Origin of the sequence: Ideonella margarita (assembly GCF_038066635.1) — a bacterium.
GTDB lineage: Bacteria > Pseudomonadota > Gammaproteobacteria > Burkholderiales > Burkholderiaceae_C > Ideonella > Ideonella margarita.
Window position 1 is genome coordinate 273,944 of record NZ_JBBUTI010000004.1, and the last position, 21,597, is coordinate 295,540.

General features: G+C 65.8%; 20 protein-coding genes. 18 read left to right on the top strand and 2 right to left on the bottom strand.

Going from position 1 to position 21,597, the window contains the following annotated elements; genetic code table 11:
• Positions 1 to 29: 29 nt before the first annotated feature.
• Complete coding sequence (locus AACH00_RS06665; RefSeq protein WP_341398298.1) at positions 30 to 797, bottom strand: PP2C family protein-serine/threonine phosphatase; 768 nt, start codon at positions 795 to 797, stop codon at positions 30 to 32.
• Between the two features lie 26 nt (positions 798 to 823).
• On the opposite strand from AACH00_RS06665, the gene AACH00_RS06670 reads away from it, so the two are divergent.
• Together AACH00_RS06670 and yoaA are read left to right on the top strand one after the other, a co-directional pair.
• Positions 824 to 1,045: a DUF465 domain-containing protein gene (locus tag AACH00_RS06670; protein ID WP_341398300.1), complete on the top strand. Its 222-nt coding sequence runs from the start codon at positions 824 to 826 to the stop codon at positions 1,043 to 1,045.
• A 6-nt stretch (positions 1,046 to 1,051) separates the two neighbouring features.
• A complete protein-coding gene (gene yoaA / locus AACH00_RS06675) occupies positions 1,052 to 3,040 on the top strand; it encodes a DNA repair helicase YoaA (RefSeq protein WP_341398301.1) in 1,989 nt (662 codons plus the stop codon).
• Positions 3,041 to 3,118: 78 nt separating this feature from the next.
• Here yoaA and AACH00_RS06680 read toward each other — a convergent pair whose 3' ends face one another.
• A complete protein-coding gene (locus tag AACH00_RS06680; RefSeq protein WP_341398302.1) occupies positions 3,119 to 3,931 on the bottom strand; it encodes an outer membrane protein assembly factor BamD in 813 nt (270 codons plus the stop codon).
• 78 nt (positions 3,932 to 4,009) lie between these two features.
• Here AACH00_RS06680 and AACH00_RS06685 point away from each other — a divergent pair, with 78 nt between their 5' ends.
• The 16 genes from AACH00_RS06685 to hflC all read left to right on the top strand — a co-directional run bounded on the left by AACH00_RS06685 (position 4,010) and on the right by hflC (position 21,550).
• On the top strand, positions 4,010 to 4,963 hold the full coding sequence (locus AACH00_RS06685) for an RluA family pseudouridine synthase (protein ID WP_341398303.1): 954 nt from the start codon (positions 4,010 to 4,012) through the stop codon (positions 4,961 to 4,963).
• A gap of 333 nt (positions 4,964 to 5,296) precedes the next feature.
• Positions 5,297 to 6,085: an SMC-Scp complex subunit ScpB gene (scpB, locus tag AACH00_RS06690; protein ID WP_341398304.1), complete on the top strand. Its 789-nt coding sequence runs from the start codon at positions 5,297 to 5,299 to the stop codon at positions 6,083 to 6,085.
• Positions 6,082 to 8,250, top strand: coding sequence for a pseudouridine synthase (locus tag AACH00_RS06695; protein ID WP_341398305.1), 2,169 nt, complete (start codon positions 6,082 to 6,084; stop codon positions 8,248 to 8,250). The genes scpB and AACH00_RS06695 overlap by 4 nt, the downstream gene beginning before the upstream one ends.
• An 85-nt stretch (positions 8,251 to 8,335) precedes the next feature.
• On the top strand, positions 8,336 to 8,761 hold the full coding sequence (gene ndk, locus AACH00_RS06700; protein WP_341398306.1) for a nucleoside-diphosphate kinase: 426 nt from the start codon (positions 8,336 to 8,338) through the stop codon (positions 8,759 to 8,761).
• Positions 8,762 to 8,800: 39 nt separating this feature from the next.
• Positions 8,801 to 9,955 (top strand): dual-specificity RNA methyltransferase RlmN, encoded by a 1,155-nt coding sequence (rlmN, locus tag AACH00_RS06705; protein WP_341398307.1) that lies wholly within the window; start codon positions 8,801 to 8,803, stop codon positions 9,953 to 9,955.
• A 20-nt stretch (positions 9,956 to 9,975) separates the two neighbouring features.
• The gene (pilW, locus tag AACH00_RS06710) at positions 9,976 to 10,791 is read left to right on the top strand and encodes a type IV pilus biogenesis/stability protein PilW (RefSeq protein WP_341398308.1); all 816 of its coding nucleotides are present in this window, start codon (positions 9,976 to 9,978) and stop codon (positions 10,789 to 10,791) included.
• Positions 10,784 to 11,764 (top strand): helix-turn-helix domain-containing protein, encoded by a 981-nt coding sequence (locus AACH00_RS06715; RefSeq protein ID WP_341398309.1) that lies wholly within the window; start codon positions 10,784 to 10,786, stop codon positions 11,762 to 11,764. Before pilW ends, AACH00_RS06715 begins: the two co-directional genes overlap by 8 nt.
• Positions 11,765 to 11,769: 5 nt before the next feature.
• A complete protein-coding gene (gene ispG, locus AACH00_RS06720; protein ID WP_341398310.1) occupies positions 11,770 to 13,065 on the top strand; it encodes a flavodoxin-dependent (E)-4-hydroxy-3-methylbut-2-enyl-diphosphate synthase in 1,296 nt (431 codons plus the stop codon).
• Between the two features lie 114 nt (positions 13,066 to 13,179).
• Entirely contained in the window at positions 13,180 to 14,469 is a 1,290-nt protein-coding gene (hisS, locus tag AACH00_RS06725; RefSeq protein ID WP_341398311.1) for a histidine--tRNA ligase, read from the top strand.
• 68 nt (positions 14,470 to 14,537) lie between these two features.
• Positions 14,538 to 15,206 carry a YfgM family protein gene (locus AACH00_RS06730; RefSeq protein WP_341398312.1) on the top strand — a complete coding sequence of 223 codons (669 nt, stop codon included), beginning with the start codon at positions 14,538 to 14,540 and terminating at the stop codon, positions 15,204 to 15,206.
• Complete coding sequence (gene bamB / locus AACH00_RS06735) at positions 15,206 to 16,339, top strand: outer membrane protein assembly factor BamB (RefSeq protein WP_341398313.1); 1,134 nt, start codon at positions 15,206 to 15,208, stop codon at positions 16,337 to 16,339. The genes AACH00_RS06730 and bamB overlap by 1 nt, the downstream gene beginning before the upstream one ends.
• Before the next feature lie 39 nt (positions 16,340 to 16,378).
• Entirely contained in the window at positions 16,379 to 17,707 is a 1,329-nt protein-coding gene (gene der, locus AACH00_RS06740; RefSeq protein WP_341398314.1) for a ribosome biogenesis GTPase Der, read from the top strand.
• Positions 17,708 to 17,791: 84 nt separating this feature from the next.
• Positions 17,792 to 18,034, top strand: a complete 243-nt coding sequence (hfq, locus tag AACH00_RS06745; protein ID WP_341398315.1) for an RNA chaperone Hfq — start codon at positions 17,792 to 17,794, stop codon at positions 18,032 to 18,034.
• A 76-nt stretch (positions 18,035 to 18,110) separates the two neighbouring features.
• Positions 18,111 to 19,301 carry a GTPase HflX gene (hflX, locus tag AACH00_RS06750; RefSeq protein WP_341398316.1) on the top strand — a complete coding sequence of 397 codons (1,191 nt, stop codon included), beginning with the start codon at positions 18,111 to 18,113 and terminating at the stop codon, positions 19,299 to 19,301.
• 139 nt (positions 19,302 to 19,440) lie between these two features.
• A complete protein-coding gene (gene hflK, locus AACH00_RS06755) occupies positions 19,441 to 20,634 on the top strand; it encodes an FtsH protease activity modulator HflK (RefSeq protein WP_423221904.1) in 1,194 nt (397 codons plus the stop codon).
• A gap of 22 nt (positions 20,635 to 20,656) precedes the next feature.
• Positions 20,657 to 21,550 carry a protease modulator HflC gene (gene hflC, locus AACH00_RS06760; protein WP_341398318.1) on the top strand — a complete coding sequence of 298 codons (894 nt, stop codon included), beginning with the start codon at positions 20,657 to 20,659 and terminating at the stop codon, positions 21,548 to 21,550.
• Positions 21,551 to 21,597 lie beyond the last annotated feature (47 nt).

Here is a 21,597-nt window from a genome sequence, read left to right on the forward strand (position 1 = left end):
GGCGCTGGTTTCAGCGCTTGTTCCAGCGCTTACTTCAGCGCTTCAAACCGCACCAGCGCAAGCGACAGGTTGTCGCCCGTGCCGCGCGCACGCTGGCGCGCCTTGCTGATCAGCATTTCGCTGGCTTCACGCGGGGGCAGGGCGTGCACGATGGCGCCCAGCTCTTTCGGGCTCAGGTAGTGCCACAGGCCGTCCGAGCAGGCCAGCAGCGTGTCGCCGGCTTCCAGATACTCGATGTGGTCCAGGGCCACCGGCGGGTCTTGCTGGGTGCCCAGGCAGCCCGTGAGCAGGTTGCTCTGCGGGTGGGTGTTGGCCTGCGCTTCGGTGATCTTGCCCTCGTCGATCAGGCGCTGCACGTACGAGTGGTCGATCGTGCGACGCACCAGCTCAGGGCCGCGGAAATGGTAGACCCGCGAGTCACCCGCGTGCACGGTGTAGCCGGTGCGGTCGGGCATCACCAGGAAGGCCGCCAGCGTGCTGTGCGGTTCCTCATCGGCGGTGATGGCCGTGAGCTTGATCATCAGGTGGGCCTCAACCACGAGTTGACGCAGCATCGTGGCGGCGTCGTCGGTGGCGGGGGTGAAGCGGTCAAACACCTGGCGCGCGGTCATCACCACCTGGTCGGCCGCGGTGCGGCCACCGCTCTTGCCACCCATGCCGTCCGCCACCATCGCGAGGGCGCAGCCCTGGACACGCGGATGCGCGATGATTTCCACCTGGTCTTGCTGGTAGGCGCGATCGCCCTTGTGCAGGCCGGTGGCGGCGGTGATTCGGAATCCCTGGGTGACGATGCTCATGGTGCGCAATATAAACTGTCATCACCGTGACCGACGATCCTTCAGCGCCCGCCAACCTGCATTCGCCTCAGCGGCGGCTCATCGAGTTGCGCATTGAACACGCTGACCTGGATCACCTTGTTGACCGCATCGATCCTCTGGCACCGCCGGATGAGCTGACGCTGCGTCGCCTGAAAAAGCGCCGTTTGCTGTTGCGCGACCAGATTGCCCGCCTTGAGCGGTCGCTGGAACCTCCCGAGCCTGCCTGAGAGCCCATGACCGATACAGATTCCCTGCGTGCCGATGATGAAGCATTGGCCCATGCGGTAGCGCTCGCCTTTGCCCAGGGTGGGCCGCTGGGCTCGGCCGATACCGGCTACTCGCCGCGCGATGTGCAGATCACCATGGCCGAGGCGGTGGCCCAGGCCATCGATGACCGCGCCGCACTGGTGACCGAAGCCGGCACCGGCGTCGGCAAGACCTTCGCCTACCTCGTGCCGGTGCTGTTGTCCGGCCGTCGCACGCTGGTCAGCACGGCCACCAAGAACCTGCAGGACCAGCTGTTCTACCGCGACCTGCCGCGCCTGCGCGACGCCTTGAAGCTGCCCGCCACCGTGGCCTTGCTCAAGGGGCGGTCGAGCTACCTCTGCCGCCATCGGCTGACCCAGGCCCGCGAGGGCGCCACGCTGGCCGACCGCATGGCTGTGCGCGCGCTGTCGCGCATCGAAACCTGGGCGCATTCGACCGCCAGCGGCGACATGAGCGAGATCGACGGGCTCGATGAACGCTCGGACGTGATCCCGCTGGTCACGTCCACCCGCGACAACTGCCTGGGCAGCGAGTGCCCTGAGTTCCACAACTGCCATGTGATGCGCGCCCGCCGCGACGCCATGGCGGCCGACATCGTCGTCGTCAATCACCATCTGTTTTTCGCCGATCTGGCCCTGCGCGACAGCGGCGTGGCGGAGCTCTTGCCCTCGGTGGACGTGGCGGTGTTCGACGAGGCCCACCAGATGGTGGAGGCGGGCGTCCAGTTTCTGGGGCAGGCCATCGGCACGGGCCAGGTGATGGACTTCTCCCGCGACATGGTGGCCGCAGGTTTGCAATACGCCCGCGGCCTCAAGCCCTGGCAAGAGCTGAGCGCCGGCTGCGAGCTGGCCGCCCGCGAGCTGCGGCTGGCGGCTGCCGGTGATCAGCGCGAGGTGCGCGGCATCCAGAAGCGCCGCTGGGACGAGGCCGTGCGCAACCCCCTGCTGCAGACTTCGCTGGAAACGCTCGGCGAGAAGCTGCACCTCGCTGAAGCCGCGCTGGAAGGCGTGGCCGAAGCCTCCCCCGACCTGGCGCGGCTGCAAACCCGCGCACGTGAATTGGCGGCGCAATGCGCGCGCTTCCAGCTGGAAACGGCTGAAGAGCGTGTGCGCTGGATCGACCTCACGCCCAACCAGGCCCGCCTGATCGAGTCGCCGCTCGACATCCGCGCCATGATGGGTGAGCAACGCGCCAGTGCCGCCCGCGCCTGGGTGTTCACCTCGGCCACGCTGGGGGACGACGAGGGCCTGACCTGGTTCTGTGAAGCCGCTGGCCTGGATGACGCCCGCAAGCTGCGGGTGGGCAGCCCGTTCCGGTACGAGGAGCATGCGCGGGTGTATGTGCCGCCGCGGTTCCCGGCCCCGAATGAAGAGCAGCACCCGGTGATGGTGGGCCGGGCCTCGGCGCACTGCGCGGCGGCCTTGGGCGGACGCACCTTCGTGCTCACCACCACCCTGCGCGCACTGCGCATCGTGGCCGACGCCCTGGTGGCTGAGTTGAAGGCCCTGGACAAGCCGCTGGAGGTGCTGGTGCAGGGCACAGCCGCCAAACGCACGTTGCTCAACCGCTTTCAGCAAGGCGGCAGCGTGCTGGTCGGCTCGCACAGCTTCTGGGAAGGCATCGACGTGCCTGGCGACGCCTTGCAGTGCGTGGTGATCGACAAGCTGCCGTTCCCGCCGCCGAATGACCCGTTGGTCGAGGCGCGGGTGCGTCAGTTGAAGTCACAAGGGCGTGATGCCTTCAACGACTACTTCGTGGCAGAGGCGGCGATCGCCTTGAAGCAAGGGGCTGGGCGCTTGATTCGCACCGAAACCGACAAGGGCTTGCTGGTGATCTGCGATACCCGTCTGCACCAGGCCCGCTACGGCGCCCGGCTCATGCAGTCCTTGCCGCCGATGACGCCGCTGGACACCGGCGAGCAGGCCTTGTCGTGGCTGCGCGGCCTGGCCAGCTGAAATGAAAATGCCCGCGTGATGCGGGCATTGCAGTGTCTGTTGGGGCAGGGCGGCGAACGCCGTGCCAAGCTCAGTGGATCACCAGAGCTGCCACCAGGGCTTGTCAGCCGCCTGGGTCTTGCCGGTCAGGAAGGCGCTGTCCGGGAAGTTGCCCTTCATGACGCGGCTGGCGTCATCGCGCAGCTGGGTCAGGCCAAGGCGGTCGTAGGCCTGGGTCATGATGTAGAGCGCTTCTTCCGAGGCCGGGGCTTGCGGGTAGGTGGTGACGGCGGCCTGCGCGCGGTTTGCGGCGGCAATCCAGGCACCACGGGTCAGGTAGTAGCGGGCCACATGCACTTCATAGTCGGCCAGCGCGTTGACGATGAAGTCCATGCGCGGACGGGCGTCTGCGGCGTACTTCGAGTCCGGGAACTGCTCAACCAGCTGCTTGAACGACTGGTGGGCTTCGCGCGATGCCTGCTGGTCACGCTCGGACATGCTCTGGCGGGACAGGAAGCCCAGCAAGCCCAGGTCATCGTTGTAGTTCACCAGGCCGCGCAGGTACAGCGCGTAGTCCAGCGCCGAGCTGGACGGGTTGAACTTGATGAAGCGGTCCAGCGTGGACAGGGCCTGCGCCTTTTCGCCAGACTTCCAGTAGGCGTAAGCCAGATCCAGCTGCGATTGCTGGGCCAGCAAGGTGCCGCCAGCGCGGCCTTCGACACGCTCCAGCGACTTGATTGCACCTGCCCAATTGCCGCCGGCCATTTCTTCCTTGGCATCTGCATACAATTTCTCGGCCGACCCCTTCATCAGTTCTTCGTCTTTCGGAGACGTACCGCAGGCTGCCAAGGTGGCTACCAAGGCGGCCAAGGCAAATCGCGTCACACGGCGCGAAAACAGGGATTGGGTCATGGGTCTGGTGAGCCCGTGGTGCTGGATGCGCCACGGTTGGGCTGCTGAAACTCGAAGGATTATATGAGTGGCACATCGATGCCTGAAGTGACTGAGGGCAACGACGATGCCGAGCTCGAGTCTGAACACGAAACACGGTCGGTGGCCGTGAGCATGCAGCTGCATGGCCAGCGCCTGGACAAGGCCCTGACCACGCTGGCGGGCGAGTTTTCGCGCAACCATCTGCAAAGCCTGGTCGAGGGCGGGCATGTCACCTTGAACGGCGTGGTGGCATCGCAATCGTCCCGCAAGGTCAAGGCGGGGCAGAAATTGGCGGTGACGCTGGTGCTGCCTGCTGAAAGTCTGGCCTTTCGCCCCGAGGACATTCCGCTGGATGTGGTCTATGAGGATGCTCACATCCTGGTGGTGAACAAGCCCGCCGGGCTGGTGGTGCATCCGGCTGCCGGCAATTGGTCCGGCACCTTGCTGAACGGCCTGCTGCACCGTGACTCAAGCGCTGCGCAGCTGCCGCGTGCCGGCATCGTGCACCGGCTGGACAAGGACACCTCCGGCTTGATGGTGGTGGGCCGCAGCCTGCAGGCCGTGACGACACTGGTGCGCGACATGGCCCAGCGCGACATTCACCGCCGCTACCGCGCGCTGGTGCATGGCGATGTGGGTGACGACATGTTCACCGTGGATGCGCCCATCGGGCGAGACCCGTCGGCGCGCATCCGCATGGCGGTGGTGGGCAGTGGCAAGGCCGCGAAGACCGATGTGTACCCGGTCGCCTACGCCGACGGCATTTGTGCCATCGAGTGTGTGCTGCATACCGGCCGCACCCACCAGATCCGGGTGCATCTGCAGCAGGAGGGGCATCCGCTGGTGGCCGATGCGGTCTATGGCGGCAAGCCCGCACTGGGCATGCAGCGTCAGGCCTTGCACGCCATGCGCCTGTCGCTGGCCCATCCGATCACCCGAGAAGAGCTGTCGTTCGAGGCCGGGTTGCCCCCGGACATGGCCGCTGCCTGGGGCAGTGTGGTGCCAGACTGACGCGGCAGGCAGGGGCCTGTTCACCCCTGTTTGCCGGAACAGCGTACAATTGCATTCCAAGTTGACAGTGGCAACGCGTGGGCCTCAGGCCTCGACGGTTGTCTTTCACCGCCAAGAGCGGTGGCTGTCCAGGTAGCAGAACGTCGCCAAAATCGCCCGCCACCAAGATGTGCCCGGTGTTTGCCGCCTCTGCAGCCCCGAAGTCCAGCCCAGATTGAGACAAGCGCGGCGCGCAATTCAGGAACCAATGGCATGTGCCGTTCTTGATGGGTGCGCCAAAGAGCTCGGCTACAAGCCCGCCGCGGCAACAGCGCGGCCCTGTACACAAGGCCCATGAATACTCAGGATGCCAAGCGCGTTCTGGAAACGGCGCTGATTTGCGCCGCCCAGCCCCTGCCGTTGCGCGACATGCGCGTGCTGTTTGCCGACCAGCTTGGCGCGGACACGTTGCGCACCTTGCTCGATGAATTGGGCCGGGATTGGCAGGGTCGGGGTGTTGAATTGGTTTCGCTGGCCTCAGGCTGGCGTTTCCAGAGCAAGCCGGAGATGCGTGAATACCTCGATCGGCTGAATCCGGAAAAGCCGCCGCGTTATTCACGCGCCGTGATGGAAACGCTGGCGATCATTGCCTACCGGCAACCGGTCACCCGCGGTGATATTGAAGACATTCGTGGTGTGGTGGTGTCCAGCCAGATCATGAAGCAACTGGAAGACCGGAACTGGATCGAGGTGATCGGTCACCGTGACGCGCCGGGCCGGCCGGCCCTGTATGCCACGACCCGGCAGTTCCTGGATGACCTGGGGCTGTCCAGCCTCGACAGCCTGCCGCTGCTGGATGGCCTGCCCAACGCCGTTGCGCTGGCCAATGCAGCCGGCCAGGTGGAGCTGCTGGGCGACCAGGCCAGCTTGCCGCTCGATGTGGTCGAGCCTTTGACTGATGCTGAGCCGGAGGCGGACATGCCTTTGGCCCGTGGCGCCGATGCCGAGGTGATTGCTGATGCAGCGCCTGTGGCCGAGGTGGCCCCTGAAACCCTGGAGGCTGGCGTTGACGTTGCCGTGCCGCCGCTCCCCGCTGCCGACATTGACGAGCAGCCTGAATCGAATTCCCCGCCCCAAACATGATGACCGAACACTCTGACGCCCCTGATTCCGCCGACTTGCCGGCCTCTGCCGAAGGTGCTGCCGATGCGGCCGCACCCAAGAAGCGCACGCGCACCCGCAAGGTGGTGGCCGATGTGGGCGGTGACGTGAACAACGACGTGAACAGCGAAGCGGGTGCTCCTGCGGCTGGTGAGCCGGTTGCCGCTGACGCCGCGCCGGCCAAGCCGGCCCGCGCGCCCCGCAAGCCGCGCGCCAAGCCGGCCGAGGCCGCGCCAGAGGGTGTCGAGGCGTCAGCGCCTGTGGCGCCGACTGAGGCGCCCGCCGTGGTGGTGGTGCGTGAGGCTGTATCGGCTGATGCTGGTGCTGGCGAATCGCAAACTGCCGTGGATGCTGGGCAGACCGAGCGCGGTGAGCGTGACGCTGCTTCCGGTGAAGCGACCGGTGAAGCCGCTGGTGAAGCTGCCGACGGCGAAGGCCGCCGCAGCCGCAACCGCCGCCGTGGTCGCCGTGGCGGCCGGGGTGACGGTGCCGAGGGTGGTGTTGAAGGTGGCGTCGAGGCAGGTGCTGAGCGCGGTGAGCGTCCTGATGGTGCTGAGCGCGGTGAACGTGCCGAAGGCGGTTCCCGTGGTGCGCCGGTGGTGCCGATCGAAGTGCCTGACACCGGCGAGTTGTTCGCCAGCGTGCTGGCCGGCGAATTCGACGGTGAGCCGCTGGTTGCCGATGAAGTGATCGACGAGGTCGAAGAGGGCGCCGACAAGCGCGTGTTGCTGCCCGATGCGGACGCCCCCAAGCTGCACAAGGTGCTGGCGCAATCCGGCATCGGTTCGCGCCGCGACATGGAACGCATGATCGAAGAAGGTCGCGTGTCGGTGAACGACGAAGTCGCCCATACCGGCATGCGCATTTCCTTCGGTGACCGCGTGGCCATCGACGGCAAGCCGGTGCGCGTGCGCATCGCCCCGCCGCCGCCGCGCATCATCGCGTACCACAAGCCTGTCGGCGAAGTGGTGACGCTGGACGACCCCCAGCAACGCCCCACCGTGTTCCGCAAGCTGCCGCGCCTGCAACAAGGCAAGTGGCAGTCGGTGGGTCGCCTCGACATCAACACCGAAGGCCTGCTGCTGTTCACCACCTCGGGTGACCTGGCCAACCGCCTGATGCACCCGCGTTTCGGCGTGGAGCGTGAGTACGCCGTGCGCGTGCTTGGCACCCTGGAAAAGGAAGCCAAGGAACGCTTGCTCGCCGGTGTCGAGATCGAAGGCCAGCAGGCTGCATTCAAGGCCATCGAAGACGGTGGCGGTGAAGGCGTGAACCACTGGTATCGCGTGGTCATCACCGAAGGCCGCAATCGTGAAGTGCGCAAGCTTTTCGACGCCGTGGGCCTGACCGTCAGCCGCCTGATCCGCATCCGTTATGGCTGCGTGGTGCTGCCGCGTGGTCTGAAGCGCGGTGTGTGGGTGGACCTCGGCGAAGCGGAAGTCAAGGCACTTCGCCTGATGACCGGCAATGTCCAGGCGCCGCGTGGTGAAGACCGTGGCGACCGTGGAGAGCGCAACGATCGCGGTGATCGCGGTGAGCGTGGCTCGGACCGTGGCGCCGAGCGTCGCGGCGATGGTCAGCGCCAGGACGGCCCGCGTGAGGCCCGAGGCCGTCAGGATCAGCGTGGTGGCAAGGACGCCCGCGGTCAGCAAGGCAAGCGTCAAGGCGCAGGTCCTCAGGGCGGCGGTCAAGGCCCGCGCCAGGAGCAGCGTCCTGAGCAGCGCCGTGACGACGGCGGCCGCAACAACAAGCGCGGCCGTGACCGTGGTGACCGTGAGCGCGTCGAAGGCCTGCCGCGCGAGCCTGGTGACCCCAGCTACATCCCGAATCCGTTGCAGCAAACCTATGACCGCCGTGCCGTGCAGCAGCGCGATCGTGGCCCGGTGCGCGATGACGACTTCGAGAACGGCCCGATCCCGAACCCGCTGCAACAAACGTACGACAAGCGTTTCGTGCAGAACCCCCGCGGCAATGGCGGCGGTGGCGGCGGCAAGGGCGGTCCGCGCGGCGGCAAGGGTGCCGGCAACGGCGGCGGTGGCGGCAACCAACGCCAGCCCGATCCGATGCAAACGGCCGTCGGTTACATCGGCGCCGATGCGTTTACACGCAAATTGCAAGGTCGCGGCGGCCGTCGCGGCGGCCGCTGATCAAAAAAGGTTCATCGGGCAAGGCTAAAATTCAAGGCTTTGCTCGATTCGCTCCCATTTCGAGTTCATTCACAAGGAAAACACCATGGCCATCGAACGCACCCTCTCCATCATCAAGCCCGACGCCGTTGCCAAGAACGTCATCGGCCAGATCTACGCTCGCTTCGAAGGCGCTGGCCTGAAGATCGTCGCTGCCAAGCTGGTGCAACTGTCGCGCGCTGAAGCCGAGCAGTTCTACGGCGTGCACAAGGCCCGTCCTTTCTTCAAGGACCTGGTTGACTTCATGATCTCCGGCCCGGTGATGATCCAGGTGCTGGAAGGCGAAGGCGCCATCCTGAAGAACCGCGACCTGATGGGCGCCACCGACCCGAAGAAGGCTGAAGCCGGCACCATCCGCGCTGACTTCGCTGACTCGATCGACGCCAACGCCGTGCACGGCTCCGACGCTGCTGAAACCGCTGCCGTCGAAATCGCGTTCTTCTTCGCTGGCCTGAACGTCTACGCTCGCTGATCGCAAGTGATGGACTCGGCGGTACAGGCTTCCACGACGATGACCAAGGTCAATCTGCTTGACTTCGATCTCGAGGGCCTGACCGCCTATTGCGAGGGGTTGGGTGAAAAGCGCTTCCGCGCCACCCAGCTTTTCCGCTGGATCCACCAACGCGGCGCGGCTGATTTCACAGCCATGACCGATCTGGCCCGATCGCTGCGCGACAAGCTCGCAGGCGTGGCCGAGATCCGCCCGTTGAAGGTCCTGACCGAACACGTCTCCAGCGACGGCACGATCAAGTGGCTGTTCGATGTGGGGGGCGGTGACGCGGTCGAAACCGTATTCATTCCTGAGGACGACCGAGGCACCTTGTGCGTGTCGTCCCAGGCTGGTTGTGCCGTGGGCTGCCGCTTTTGCTCGACCGGGCATCAGGGCTTCTCGCGCAACCTGGGCACGGGTGAAATCCTGGCCCAGCTCTGGATGGCCGAGCACCAATTGCGGGCTCGGCTCGGCAACGGTGCCGGCGAGCGCGTCATCACCAACGTGGTGATGATGGGCATGGGCGAGCCCCTGCAGAACTACGGCGCTCTGGTGCCGGCGCTGCGGGTGATGCTCGATGACCACGGCTATGGCCTGTCGCGCCGCCGCGTGACCGTGTCTACCTCTGGTGTGGTGCCGATGATGGACCGCCTGCGGGTTGATTTGCCGGTGGCGCTGGCGGTGTCGCTGCATGCACCGAACGACCCGCTGCGCGACAACCTCGTGCCGCTGAACCGCAAGTACCCCTTGGTTGAGCTGATGGCCGCGTGCCAGCGCTACCTCGAAAGCGCCCCGCGCGACTTCATCACCTTCGAGTACTGCATGCTCGACGGCGTGAATGACAGCGATGAGCATGCGCGCGAGTTGCTGGCCCTGGTGAACGGCCGCGGTGCGAACCGCGTGCCTTGCAAGTTCAACCTCATTCCATTCAATCCGTTCCCCGCATCGGGGTTGACGCGTTCGCCTCGCGACCGCGTGACCGCCTTTGCCAAGGTGCTGCAGGACGGCGGTGTCATCACCACCGTCCGCAAGACCCGGGGTGACGACATCGACGCAGCCTGCGGCCAATTGGCTGGTGAAGTTCAGGACCGCACCCGGGTGGGCGAGCGCATGAAGCGCTTGCCGATTCCCGTCGTGGCCGCCGCGCCCGACACCAACAACGGGGCAGCGGTCTGAGCGCCCCCAGGGACAAGCTGATGCACAACCGTCGTCTGGTGCAAGTCGTGTGCGGGCCGATGGTGGCCTTGCTGCTGTTGGCCGCAGGCAGTCTGAGTGGTTGCGCAGGCCCTGCAAGGTCCGAACTGAACCAGGTGCAGACCGCGTCTGACCAGACCGACCTCGACCGCCGCGCCCGGGTGCGCCTGGAACTGGCCTCCGCCTACTTCAGCCGCGGCCAGTACAACACTGCCCTCGACGAGGTGAAGCTTGCGCTCCAGGCCAGGTCCGACCTGTCGGATGCCTTCAACCTGCGTGGCCTGATTTACGGCGCCATGGAAGAGCCGGCGCTGGCCGAAGAAAGCTTCAAGCGCGCGCTGCAGCTGAACCCGCGTGACGGCGACGCGATGCACAACATGGCCTGGTTCCAGTGCCAGCAACGCCGTTATGCAGAGGCCGACGCCACCTTCGAGCGCGTGCTGGCTTTGCCCGCCTACCGCGAAACCCAGCGCAGCCTGATGGCGCGTGGCCACTGCCAGGCCCGCAACGCACAGTGGCCAGAGGCTGAACGCACGCTGAGCCGCGCCTATGAGCTGGACGCCGGCAACCCGGCGGCGGCGGTGAGTCTGTCCGAGGTGCTTTACCAGCGCGGCGAATACGAGCGCGCCCGCTTCTACATCCGCCGCGTGAATGCGGCCGAGGAATACCTCAACGCGCAAACCTTGTGGCTGGCCATCCGCATCGAGAACAAGATGGGGCAGCCTGCGCAGGTGCGCGCACTTGGCGTGCAGTTGACCAATCGATTCCCGCAGGCGCCAGAAGCCTTGTTGTATCAAAAGGGCCGTTTTGATGACTGATTCGCAGGAGCCGGGCGCGCCCGCACCCGCATCCTCTCCAGCACCCGCTGGCACGGCCACCACCGCTGGCAGTCTGCTGCGTGCCGCCAGGCAGGCCCAGGGCTGGCATGTGGCCGCTCTCGCGACCCAGCTCAAGGTGGCCCCGCGCAAGCTGGAGGCCCTGGAGGCTGACCAGTACGACGACCTGCAGGGCACGGCATTTGTTCGTGCGCTTGCTTTGGCGGCCTGCCGTGCGCTCAAGATCGACGCTGAACCTGTGCTGGCTGCACTGCCCAGCGTGGAGCAGCGCACGCTGGACCGCGTCAATGGTGGCCTGAACGCGCCATTCCGCGAACACAACGGCCATGTTGATCGCCTGGACTGGCTCAAGGCCAGCAAGGGCGCCGTGGCGCTGGTGGCCATCTTGCTGGTGGGCGCCGCCCTGATGTGGTTTGCACCGCCCGGCTTCGGTGTGGCGGCGTGGCTGTCCAAGCCGGTGGCGGCCAGTGCTGCGGCCTCTTCGGCCGATGCTGACAGCGAGCCCGTGCTGGTGCCGGCACCGACGGCGCCGATGCCGGCCTCGGCTGTACCGGCTGTTTCTGGTACCGCGGCCAGCGTGCCCGCCAGTGCGCCTGTGGGTGCTGCAACCTCTGCCGTTTCGGTGGCGCCACCGGCGCCCGTGCCGCCTGTGCCGTCTGCATCGACCACCCCCTCCACGACCCCCGCTTCGCTGCCCGCCGCAGTAGCAGGCGCTGACGTGGGCACCGTCGCGCTCTCGGCCACTTCGGCGTCTTGGGTCGAGGTTCAGGATGCCACGGGCCGTGTGATGCTGGGTCGTACCCTGGCGGCCGGAGAGGCCGTCCAGCTGGACGGGGCATTGCCTTTGCGTGTCAAGATCGGCAACGCCGGTGCCACCCAGTTGCGCTGGCGTGGCCAAGCCGTTGATCTGGCAACCTGGACGCGTGACAACGTGGCGCGCGTCGAACTCAAGTGAACCCCATGAGCCAGCCTGAAAACACCGTCATCATCGAGTCTGACCAGCCCATTCCCGTGGCGTTTCCGGCGCCGCGCCGCAGCCGCCAGGCGCGTGTGGTGTGGGGCCAGCGCGTGGTCACGGTGGGTGGTGACGCACCGGTGCGCGTGCAGTCGATGACCAACACCGACACGGTCGATGTCATCGGCACGGCCATCCAGGTGAAGGAGCTCGCGATTGCCGGCTCCGAGATGGTCCGCATCACGGTCAACACCCCGGAAGCTGCGGCTGCCGTGCCGCACATCCGTGAGCAACTCGACCGGATGGGCATCGATGTGCCGCTGGTGGGTGACTTCCATTACAACGGCCACCGCCTGCTGACCGAGCACCCGGATTGCGCGCAGGCGCTGTCCAAGTACCGCATCAACCCGGGTAACGTGGGCAAGGGCGAGAAGCGCGACCGACAGTTCGCCCAGATGATCGAGGCGGCTTGCCGCTACGACAAGGCGGTGCGCATCGGCGTGAACTGGGGCAGCCTCGACCAGGAACTGCTGGCCAGCATGATGGACATCAACTCGCAGCGCGCCCAGCCCTGGGACGCCAAGCAGGTGATGTACGAAGCGCTGATCCAGTCGGCGCTGCAGTCGGCACAAGCTGCGCGTGACATCGGCCTGGATGCCAACCAGATCATCATCAGCTGCAAGGTCAGCGGCGTTCAAGACCTGATCGCCGTGTACCAGGCACTGGCACAGCGCTGTGATTACGCGCTGCACCTGGGCCTGACCGAAGCCGGCATGGGCACCAAGGGCACGGTGGCTTCGGCCACGGCACTGTCGATCCTGCAGCAGCAGGGCATTGGCGACACTATCCGTGTGTCGCTGACGCCCCAGCCCGGTGAGGCCCGCACGCAAGAGGTGGTGGTCGCGCTCGAGATCCTGCAATCGCTGGGTTTGCGCAGCTTCAACCCGAGCGTGACCGCGTGCCCGGGTTGCGGCCGCACCACCAGCACCACCTTCCAGGAACTGGCCAAGCAGATCGATGACTTCCTGCGGGCCCAGATGCCGGTCTGGCGTGCCAAGTACCCGGGCGTCGAAGAGATGAAGGTGGCCGTGATGGGCTGCATCGTCAACGGCCCGGGCGAGAGCAAGCATGCCGACATCGGCATCAGCCTGCCGGGCACTGGCGAGGCGCCGGCCGCGCCGGTGTTCATCGACGGCGAAAAGGCCATGACGTTGCGCGGCGATGGCATCGCCCAGGAATTCCAGACGGTGGTCGAGAACTACATCGAACGCCGTTACGGGGCTGCCACGGCCGCCCACTGATCTGCCTGCGAGGCTGGTGCGTGAAGGCACCCGCCTGTCCTGTGGCCGCCGACTGTGCGGCCGCAATTTTTTCTGACATTCCTGCTGACTGGGCCGCGTGCCCGTCCCCCTGACATGAGTGAACAAGTGAAGGCCGTCAAAGGCATGAACGACATCCTGCCGCCGGTGTCGGCGCGCTGGGAATGGTTCGAAGACGTGGTGCGCGCACTGATGCGCCGCTACGCCTACCAGAACATCCGCACCCCGATCGTCGAGCACACGCCCTTGTTCGTGCGCGGCCTGGGCGAGGTGACGGACATCGTCGAGAAAGAGATGTACTCGTTCGAGGACAAGCTCAACGGCGATCCGCTGACGCTGCGCCCGGAAGGCACCGCTGGTGTGGTGCGTGCCGTGGCTGAACACTCGATGCTGTACGACGGCGGCAAGCGCCTCTACTACATCGGCCAGATGTTCCGCCACGAGCGCCCGCAGAAGGGCCGCTACCGCCAGTTCCACCAGGTGGGCGTTGAAGCGCTGGGCTTTGCCGGCCCCGATGTGGATGCGGAAGTCATCCTGATGGCGCGCAGCCTGCTTCGTGACCTCGGCCTGACCGATGTGCGCCTGGAGCTGAACAGCCTGGGCCAGCCGGCCGAGCGTCAGGCCCACCGTGCGGCCCTGATCAGCTATTTTGAAGCGCACCAGGACCAGCTTGACGAAGAGGCACGTCGCCGTCTGCACAGCAACCCGCTGCGCATTCTCGACACCAAGAACCCGGCGATGCAGGCGTTGGTGGAAGCCGCGCCCAAGCTGATGGACTACCTCGGTGAGGCGTCGCTCGCTCACCTGGCGGCCGTGCGTGCAGCCCTGGATGCCGTGGGCCAGCCCTACACGCTGAATCCGCGCCTGGTGCGCGGCATGGACTACTACAACCTCACCGTGTTCGAGTGGGTGACCGACCGACTCGGCTCGCAAGGCACCGTGTGCGGCGGTGGCCGCTACGACGGCCTGATCGAGCAGATCGGTGGCAAGGCTGCGCCGGCCGTGGGCTGGGGCCTGGGCATCGAGCGCGTGCTGGCCCTGATCGACGATGCCGGCATCGAAGTGCCGCTGCCGGTGCCTGATGTGTACGCCGTGCTGCCGGATGCATCAGCCCTGGGCACCGCCATTGCCGTGATCGAGGCCTTGCGCGCCGCAGGGGTGTCGGTGCAGATGCATGCCGGTGGCAAGGACGGGCAGGGCAGCTTCAAATCACAGTTCAAGAAGGCAGACGCCAGTGGCGCCCGCTTTGCACTGGTATTCGGTGGTGACGAGCTGGCGCAAGGCATGGTGGCCGTGAAGTCGCTGCGCGACGCGGCCATCGGCCAACGGCTGGAGCCCCTGGCCGATGTGACTGGCTGGGCACAGAGCCTGCGCGGCAACGCATAATCCCCGCTTCACCCGGCAGCTGGCCGGGCCCGCATTTTTTTCTCGCCCGCGCCTGCGGGCCATGTTTCATGGCAACCAATCTCGATCTTCAGGAACAAGAGCAACTGGATGAGCTGAAGGCTTTCTGGCAGCAACATGGCAACCTGATCACCTGGACGCTGACACTGATCCTGGCCGCCTTTGCTGCCTGGAATGGTTGGAATTGGTACCAGCGCGAGCAGGGTGCCAAGGCCAGCGCCATGTTCGAGGAGCTCGACAACGCCGTGGCCGCCGGTGATGCCGACCGCGCTGGTCGCGTCTTCGGTGACCTGAAAGAGCGCTTTGCCCGCACCACCTACACCCAGCAAGCCGGTCTGATCGCCGCCAAGCTGCAGGCGGACAAGGGCCAGGCCGATGCTGCTGCCGCCAGCCTGGGCTGGTTGGCCGACAACGCTGCCAATGACGACTACAAGGCGCTGGCTCGCCTCCGTCTGGCCGGTCTGCTGATCGACAAGAAGGCCTACGACGAGGCACTGAAGCAACTCGCAGGCGTGACCCAGCCGGCCTTTGCCGCACTGGCCGACGATCGCCGTGGCGACGTGTTGCTGGCGCAGGGCAAGGCGGCCGAGGCCGTGACGGCCTGGCAGGCGGCCTACAAGGCCATGGACGAGAAGCAGGACTATCGCCGGGTGATTGAAGCCAAGCTCACCGCCCGCGCCGCTGCACCGGAAGCCGCCGCGTCGGCTGGAGCCCAATGATGAACAGCACGCGTTCCCGATTCCCTGGCTGGCTCGCCTTGGGCGTGACCGCCGCCACCCTGTGGCTGGGCGGCTGTGCCGCCGACAAGGCCAAGCCCGCCCCGCTGGAAACCGTGACGGCCCAGATCGCTGGCAAGCAGGTCTGGCAGCTGAACATCGGCAACGTCAGCTTCCCGCTGAACGTGGCCGCACGTCAGGGCCAGTTCTTTGCTGCGTCGGATGCCGGCACCGTTGTGGCGGTGGACGCCGCAACTGGCCGCGAAGCGTGGCGTGCCGACGTCGGCGCCCGTTTGAGCGCCGGTGTGGGCAGCGACGGCCGCTACGCTGCCGTCGTGACCCGCGACGGTGAGGTGGTGGTGCTGGACAAGGGCGCCGAAGTCTGGCGCGCGCGCGTCGACAGCCGTGTCGTGACCGCCCCGCTGGTGGCGGGTGAGCGCGTGTTCGTGCTGGGTGTCGACCGTGTCGTTCACGCCTTCGATGTGCTGGACGGCCGACGCCTGTGGACGCTCAAGCGCCCCGGCGACGCCCTGACGCTCGCCCAGGCAGGCGTGTTGACGGCATACAAGGACACCCTGGTCGCTGGTCAGGGCAATCGCCTGGTTGGTGTTGACCCGCTCAAGGGCACGGTGCGCTGGGAAGTGCCGGTGGTGACGCCGCGCGGCAGCAACGAGGTGGAGCGTCTGGCTGACCTGGTGGGCCCGGTGACCCGTGCTGGTTCGGTGCTGTGCATGCGCGCCTTCCAGAACGCACTGGGTTGCGTGGACGCCGAGCGCGGCCAGCTGAAGTGGTCCGTCAATGGCGGTGGTTTGCAGGCCGTGGGCGGTGACGCCGACTTCGTCTTCAGCGCCGACGCCAGCGACCGCCTGAGCGGCCGCCGCCGCAGCACCGGTGAAGTGCTCTGGACGACCGAGCGCTTCCTCAACCGCGGCCTGAGCGGCCCTGTCTCGCTGGGCAAGACCCTGGTGGTCGGTGACTTTGAAGGCGAAGTGCATTTCCTGGGCCGCGATGCGGGCCAGACGCAATTGCGCCTGCCCACCGACGGCTCGGCCGTGGTGGGAACGCCCGTGGTGCTTGACACCACCTTGTTGGTGGTCACGGCCAAGGGCGGTCTGTTCGCCTTCCGGCCCGAGTGATCGCCCGTTTTTGATTCTGCAGATTTCCAAGGCCCTTCTTTGAAACCCGTCATTGCCCTCGTCGGCCGTCCCAATGTGGGCAAGTCGACCCTGTTCAACCGGCTGACCAAAAGCCGCGATGCCATCGTGGCTGACTATGCCGGCCTGACCCGCGATCGCCACTACGGCGATGGTCGGCTGGGCACCCGGGAGTTCATCGTCATTGACACCGGCGGTTTCGAGCCTGACAGCTCGACCGGCATCGTCAAGGAAATGGCCAAGCAGACCAAGCAGGCCGTGGCCGAAGCCGACATCGTCGTGTTCGTCACGGACGTGCGCAGCGGCTTGTCTGCCCAGGACGCCGACATCGCGCGGTTCCTGCGCCAGGCCAACAAGCGCGTCATCCTGACCGTGAACAAGGCCGAGGGCATGGTCGATTCGCCCCTTCTGGGCGAGTTCTGGGAACTGGGCCTCGGCAATCCGCACCCGATTTCGTCGGCGCACGGGCAGGGCATCCGCAGTCTGCTGGAAGCGGCGCTGGAAGATTTTCCGGAAGACGAAGAGGAAGAGATCTCGGCCGAAGACAAGCCCATCCGTCTGGCCGTTGCTGGCCGACCGAACGTGGGCAAGTCGACCCTGATCAACACCTGGCTGGGTGAAGAGCGTCTGATCGCCTTCGACATGCCCGGCACCACCCGCGACGCCATCACGGTGCCGCTGGAGCGCAACGGCCAGAAGTTCGAGCTGATCGACACCGCTGGTTTGCGCCGCAAGGGCAAGGTCTTCGAGGCGATCGAGAAATTCTCGGTGGTCAAGACCCTGCAGGCCGTGGCCGACGCCAACGTGGTGGTGCTGCTGGTGGACGCCACCATCGGCGTGAGCGACCAGGACGCGCACATCGCCGGCTACGTGCTCGACTCGGGTCGTGCGGTGGTGATCGCCATCAACAAGTGGGACGTGATCGACAGCTACCAGCGCCAGATGCTGGAGCGCTCGATCGAGCAACGTCTGGCTTTCCTGAAGTTCGCACCGGTGCTGCACATCTCGGCGCTGAAGCGCCAGGGCCTGGGCCCGCTGTGGGACGCCATCGCGGCTGCCCATGCCTCCGCCACCTGCAAGATGCCCACCCCGGTGCTGACGCGTCTGCTGCATGAGGCCGTGGAACACCAGGCGCCCAAGCGGGGCGGCACGTCGCGCCCGAAGCTGCGCTACGCCCACCAGGGCGGCATGAACCCACCGATCATCATCATCCACGGCAACGCCCTGGAGCATGTGACCGAGGTCTACAAGCGATACCTTGAAGCCCGTTTCCGCGAGCATTTCCGGCTGGTCGGAACGCCTCTGAGAATTGAATTCAAGAGTGCGCGGAACCCTTTCCTCGAAAACTGACACATAACCCTGTCCCTGCGAATTTGCAGGCATCAGGCGTGTGTTAACGTGCCAATCTTCTCCTCTTCCAACACGGAGCATATCGTGAGCAACAAAGGGCAACTCCTACAAGACCCCTTCCTGAACCTCCTTCGCAAGGAGCATGTGCCGGTGTCGATTTACCTCGTCAACGGCATCAAACTTCAGGGTCATATCGAGTCTTTCGACCAGTACGTCGTGCTGCTGCGCAATACCGTCACCCAGATGGTTTACAAGCATGCGATTTCCACCGTGGTCCCTGGCCGCGCGGTCAATTTCCATCCGGCTGAATCAGCCGACGGCGCCTGAACGCGCCCCATGACGCCGGCCTTCCTGGCCGGTCAGCCTGGCTGAACCCCCTTTGAGCGCTGTGAATCAAACCAACGTGCCGTCGGACCAACAGGCGGCACGAGCAGTGCTGGTCGGTGTGGATCTCGGTCCAGGTTCCTCTTTTGATCCCACCCTGGATGAGTTGTCGCTGCTGGCTGAATCGGCCGGTGATGTGACGGTTGCCAAGGTGGTCTGCAAGCGCAAGGCGCCCGACGCCGCTTTGTTCGTGGGCTCCGGCAAGGCCGACGAGATCAAGATGCTGGTGCAAGCCCATGGCGCGCACGGCGTGATCTTCGATCAGGCCCTGTCGCCAGCCCAGCAGCGCAATCTTGAGCAGCACATCGGTGTGGCGGTGTCTGACCGCACCGCGCTCATCCTCGAAATTTTCGCTGCCCGGGCCCAGAGCCATGAGGGCAAGCTGCAGGTTGAGCTGGCTCGCCTGCAATACCTCTCCACCCGCCTCGTGCGTCGCTGGAGCCACCTGGAGCGCCAGCAGGGCGGTACCGGTGTGCGGGGCGGCCCTGGCGAAGCCCAGATCGAACTGGACCGTCGAATGATCGGCGACCGCATCAAGGCGGTGAAGATCCGTCTCGACAAGGTCAAGCGCCAGCGAGGCACCCAGCGCAAGGCGCGTGAGCGCAGCGGTACCTTCCGCGTGTCGCTGGTGGGTTACACCAATGCCGGCAAATCGACGCTGTTCAATGCGCTGGTGAAGGCCCGTGCCTACGCCGCGAACCAGTTGTTCGCCACGCTCGACACCACCACGCGCTCGCTTTACCTGGGTGAAGCGGGCAGGGCGGTGTCGCTGTCGGACACCGTGGGTTTCATCCGCGATCTGCCGCACAAGCTGGTGGAGGCGTTCCGCGCCACGCTGCAGGAAGCGGCGGATGCCGACCTGCTGCTGCATGTGGTCGACAGCGCGAGCCCGGTGCTGCTGGAGCAGCGCGCCGAGGTTGAGCGCGTGCTCGAGGAAATCGATGCCGACACCGTGCCGCAGGTGCTGGTGTTCAACAAGCTCGACATGCTCGATCCATCGCAGCGCCCGCATGCCCTGCGCGACGAGATCGAAATCGGTCCGAACCTGCGTGTCACGCGGGTGTTTGTGTCGGCTTTGACCGGCGAAGGCCTGGACGTGCTTCGGCAGGTGATTGCCGAGCATGCGGCGCGGCTGGACTTGATAAATAGTGGAGTCGTCTCCACATTACCTGATGGCAGTCCCGTTCCCTTTTCGGGCGGCCTGACCTGAATCCCCCTGAACACTTTCCGGTTTGACCATGCCCTCTACATCCTCACGGTCTGCGCCTATCCCGGTTCGTTTGAGTGAACTGGGTGCCGCTGCAGCGGCCCTCCTGCAGGGATCCTGGGCACGCGTTCGCGGCGCCACGGTGGTTCTGAACAACGGCCGCAACGACGGCCCCCCTGACCTCGACGAACTCTGGCGCGACTTCAATCGCAAGCTGTCGGGTTTGCTGGGCGGCGGCAACGGTGGCAAGGACGGTGGCACACCGCCGCGCGGCCCTGACAACTTCCAGCCCGACATGAAGAGTGCCGGCGTGGGCGTTGGCCTGATTGCCGGCGTGGTGGCGTTGATCTGGGCCGGCAGCGGCGTGTTCATCGTGCAGGAAGGCCACCAGGCCGTCATCACCACCTTCGGCAAGTATTCCGCCACGGTGGATGCCGGCATCCAGTGGCGCATGCCGTACCCGATCCAGCAGCACGAAACCGTGGCCGTGACGCAGTTGCGCTCGGTCGAGGTGGGTCGCAACACCATCGGCCAGGCCACCGGCCTGCGCGACTCGTCGATGCTGACCCAGGACGAGAACATCGTCGACATCCGCTTCACGGTGCAATACCGCCTGAAGGATGCGCGCGCGTTCCTCTTCGAGAACCGTGGCACCGATGACGCCGTGGTGCAGGCCAGCGAATCGGCCGTGCGCGAAATCGTCGGCCGCAGCAAGGTGGATTCGGTGCTCTATGAGCGCCGCGACGCCATTGCCGCTGACCTGGTCAAGTCGATCCAGACGCAGCTCGACCGCTTGAAGGCTGGCGTGACGATCTCGAACGTCAATCTGCAGAACGTGCAGGTGCCCGAGCAGGTGCAGGCGTCGTTTGACGATGCCGTGAAGGCCGGCGCTGACCGCGACCGTTTCAAGAACGAAGGTCAGGCCTACGCCAGCGACGTGATTCCGAAGGCCCAGGGCACGGCTTCGCGCCTGCGCGAAGAGGCTGAAGGTCACAAGTCGCGCGTGGTGTCGGTGGCTGAAGGTGATGCCCAGCGCTTCACTTCTGTCTACAACGAGTACCAGAAGGCTCCGGGCGTGACCCGCGACCGCCTCTACATCGACACGATGCGTGAGGTGTATTCGAACGTCAGCAAGGTGATGGTGGACAGCCGCAGCGGCTCGAACCTGTTGTACCTGCCGCTCGACAAGCTGATGCAGCAAACCGGCGCCAACTCTGGCGTGGCCATGCCGGCGACGGCAGCGCCCACGCCAGCCGCCCCCGCAGCCGCCGAGCCCGCAGCCGCCGACCCTCGCTCACGCGATGGTGCGCGCAGCCGCGATCGCGAGAGCCGTTGAACAGCCGCCAGGAGTTTTCATCATGAATCGAATTGCATTGGTGCTGGGCGGCGTGATTGCGGCCCTGCTGGTGGCCGCGTCCACCTTGTTCGTGGTTGACCAGCGCCAGGTGGCGGTGGTGTACGCCCTGGGCGAAATCAAGGAAGTCATCACCGAGCCGGGCCTGAAGTTCAAGCTGCCCCCGCCGTTCCAGAACGTCGTGTTCCTGGATCGCCGCATCCAGACGATGGACAGCCCGGAGACCCGTCCGGTCTTCACCGCTGAAAAGAAGAGCCTGGTGATCGACTGGCTGGTGAAGTGGCGCATCACGGAGCCGCGCCAGTTCATCCGCAACAACGGCACCGACATGCGCAACCTGGAGAACCGCCTGAGCCCCGTGGTGCAGGCTGCGTTCAACGAGGAAATCACCAAGCGCACGGTGGGCGGCGTGCTGTCGGCCGAGCGCGAGAAGGTGATGCACGACGTGCAGGTGCGCCTGGCTGAAGAAGCCAAGTCGTTCGGTATCGAAATCATCGACGTGCGCATCAAGCGTGTCGACTTTGTTGCCAGCATCACCGATGCCGTGTACCGCCGCATGAAGTCCGAGCGTGAGCAGGTGGCCAACGAGCTGCGCTCCACTGGCCAGGCCGAGGGCGAAAAGATCCGCGCCGATGCTGACCGCCAGCGCGAGGTCATCATGGCCGAGGCCTACCGCGACGCCCAGAAGGTCAAGGGCGAGGGCGATGCCAAGGCGTCTGCGCTGTACGCCGAAGCGTTCGGCCGTGACCCGCAGTTCGCGCAGTTCTACCGCAGCCTGGAAGCCTATCGCACGAGCTTCAGCAAGAAGAGCGACGTGATGGTGGTGGACCCGAGCTCCGACTTCTTCAAGGCCATGCGTGGTGGCAGCTCGGCGGGCTCCCCCGCCGGCAAGAAGTAAGTCTCGATGCGGCGCCATGTGCGCCGCACTGTCTCTGTGAGCCAGCA

Excerpts from the sequence above, each read along its gene's own strand:
- pilW (WP_341398308.1), top strand. The coding sequence starts at position 9,976 with ATGCACAACCGTCGTCTGGTGCAAGTCGTGTGCGGGCCGATGGTGGCC.
- AACH00_RS06715 (WP_341398309.1), top strand. The coding sequence starts at position 10,784 with ATGACTGATTCGCAGGAGCCGGGCGCGCCCGCACCCGCATCCTCTCCA.
- yoaA (WP_341398301.1), top strand. The coding sequence starts at position 1,052 with ATGACCGATACAGATTCCCTGCGTGCCGATGATGAAGCATTGGCCCAT.
- hflC (WP_341398318.1), top strand. The coding sequence starts at position 20,657 with ATGAATCGAATTGCATTGGTGCTGGGCGGCGTGATTGCGGCCCTGCTG.
- scpB (WP_341398304.1), top strand. The coding sequence starts at position 5,297 with ATGAATACTCAGGATGCCAAGCGCGTTCTGGAAACGGCGCTGATTTGC.
- ndk (WP_341398306.1), top strand. The coding sequence starts at position 8,336 with ATGGCCATCGAACGCACCCTCTCCATCATCAAGCCCGACGCCGTTGCC.
- bamB (WP_341398313.1), top strand. The coding sequence starts at position 15,206 with ATGAACAGCACGCGTTCCCGATTCCCTGGCTGGCTCGCCTTGGGCGTG.
- AACH00_RS06695 (WP_341398305.1), top strand. The coding sequence starts at position 6,082 with ATGATGACCGAACACTCTGACGCCCCTGATTCCGCCGACTTGCCGGCC.
- AACH00_RS06730 (WP_341398312.1), top strand. The coding sequence starts at position 14,538 with ATGGCAACCAATCTCGATCTTCAGGAACAAGAGCAACTGGATGAGCTG.
- hisS (WP_341398311.1), top strand. The coding sequence starts at position 13,180 with ATGAGTGAACAAGTGAAGGCCGTCAAAGGCATGAACGACATCCTGCCG.
- AACH00_RS06680 (WP_341398302.1), bottom strand. The coding sequence starts at position 3,931 with ATGACCCAATCCCTGTTTTCGCGCCGTGTGACGCGATTTGCCTTGGCC.
- rlmN (WP_341398307.1), top strand. The coding sequence starts at position 8,801 with ATGACCAAGGTCAATCTGCTTGACTTCGATCTCGAGGGCCTGACCGCC.
- AACH00_RS06685 (WP_341398303.1), top strand. The coding sequence starts at position 4,010 with ATGCCTGAAGTGACTGAGGGCAACGACGATGCCGAGCTCGAGTCTGAA.
- AACH00_RS06665 (WP_341398298.1), bottom strand. The coding sequence starts at position 797 with ATGAGCATCGTCACCCAGGGATTCCGAATCACCGCCGCCACCGGCCTG.
- ispG (WP_341398310.1), top strand. The coding sequence starts at position 11,770 with ATGAGCCAGCCTGAAAACACCGTCATCATCGAGTCTGACCAGCCCATT.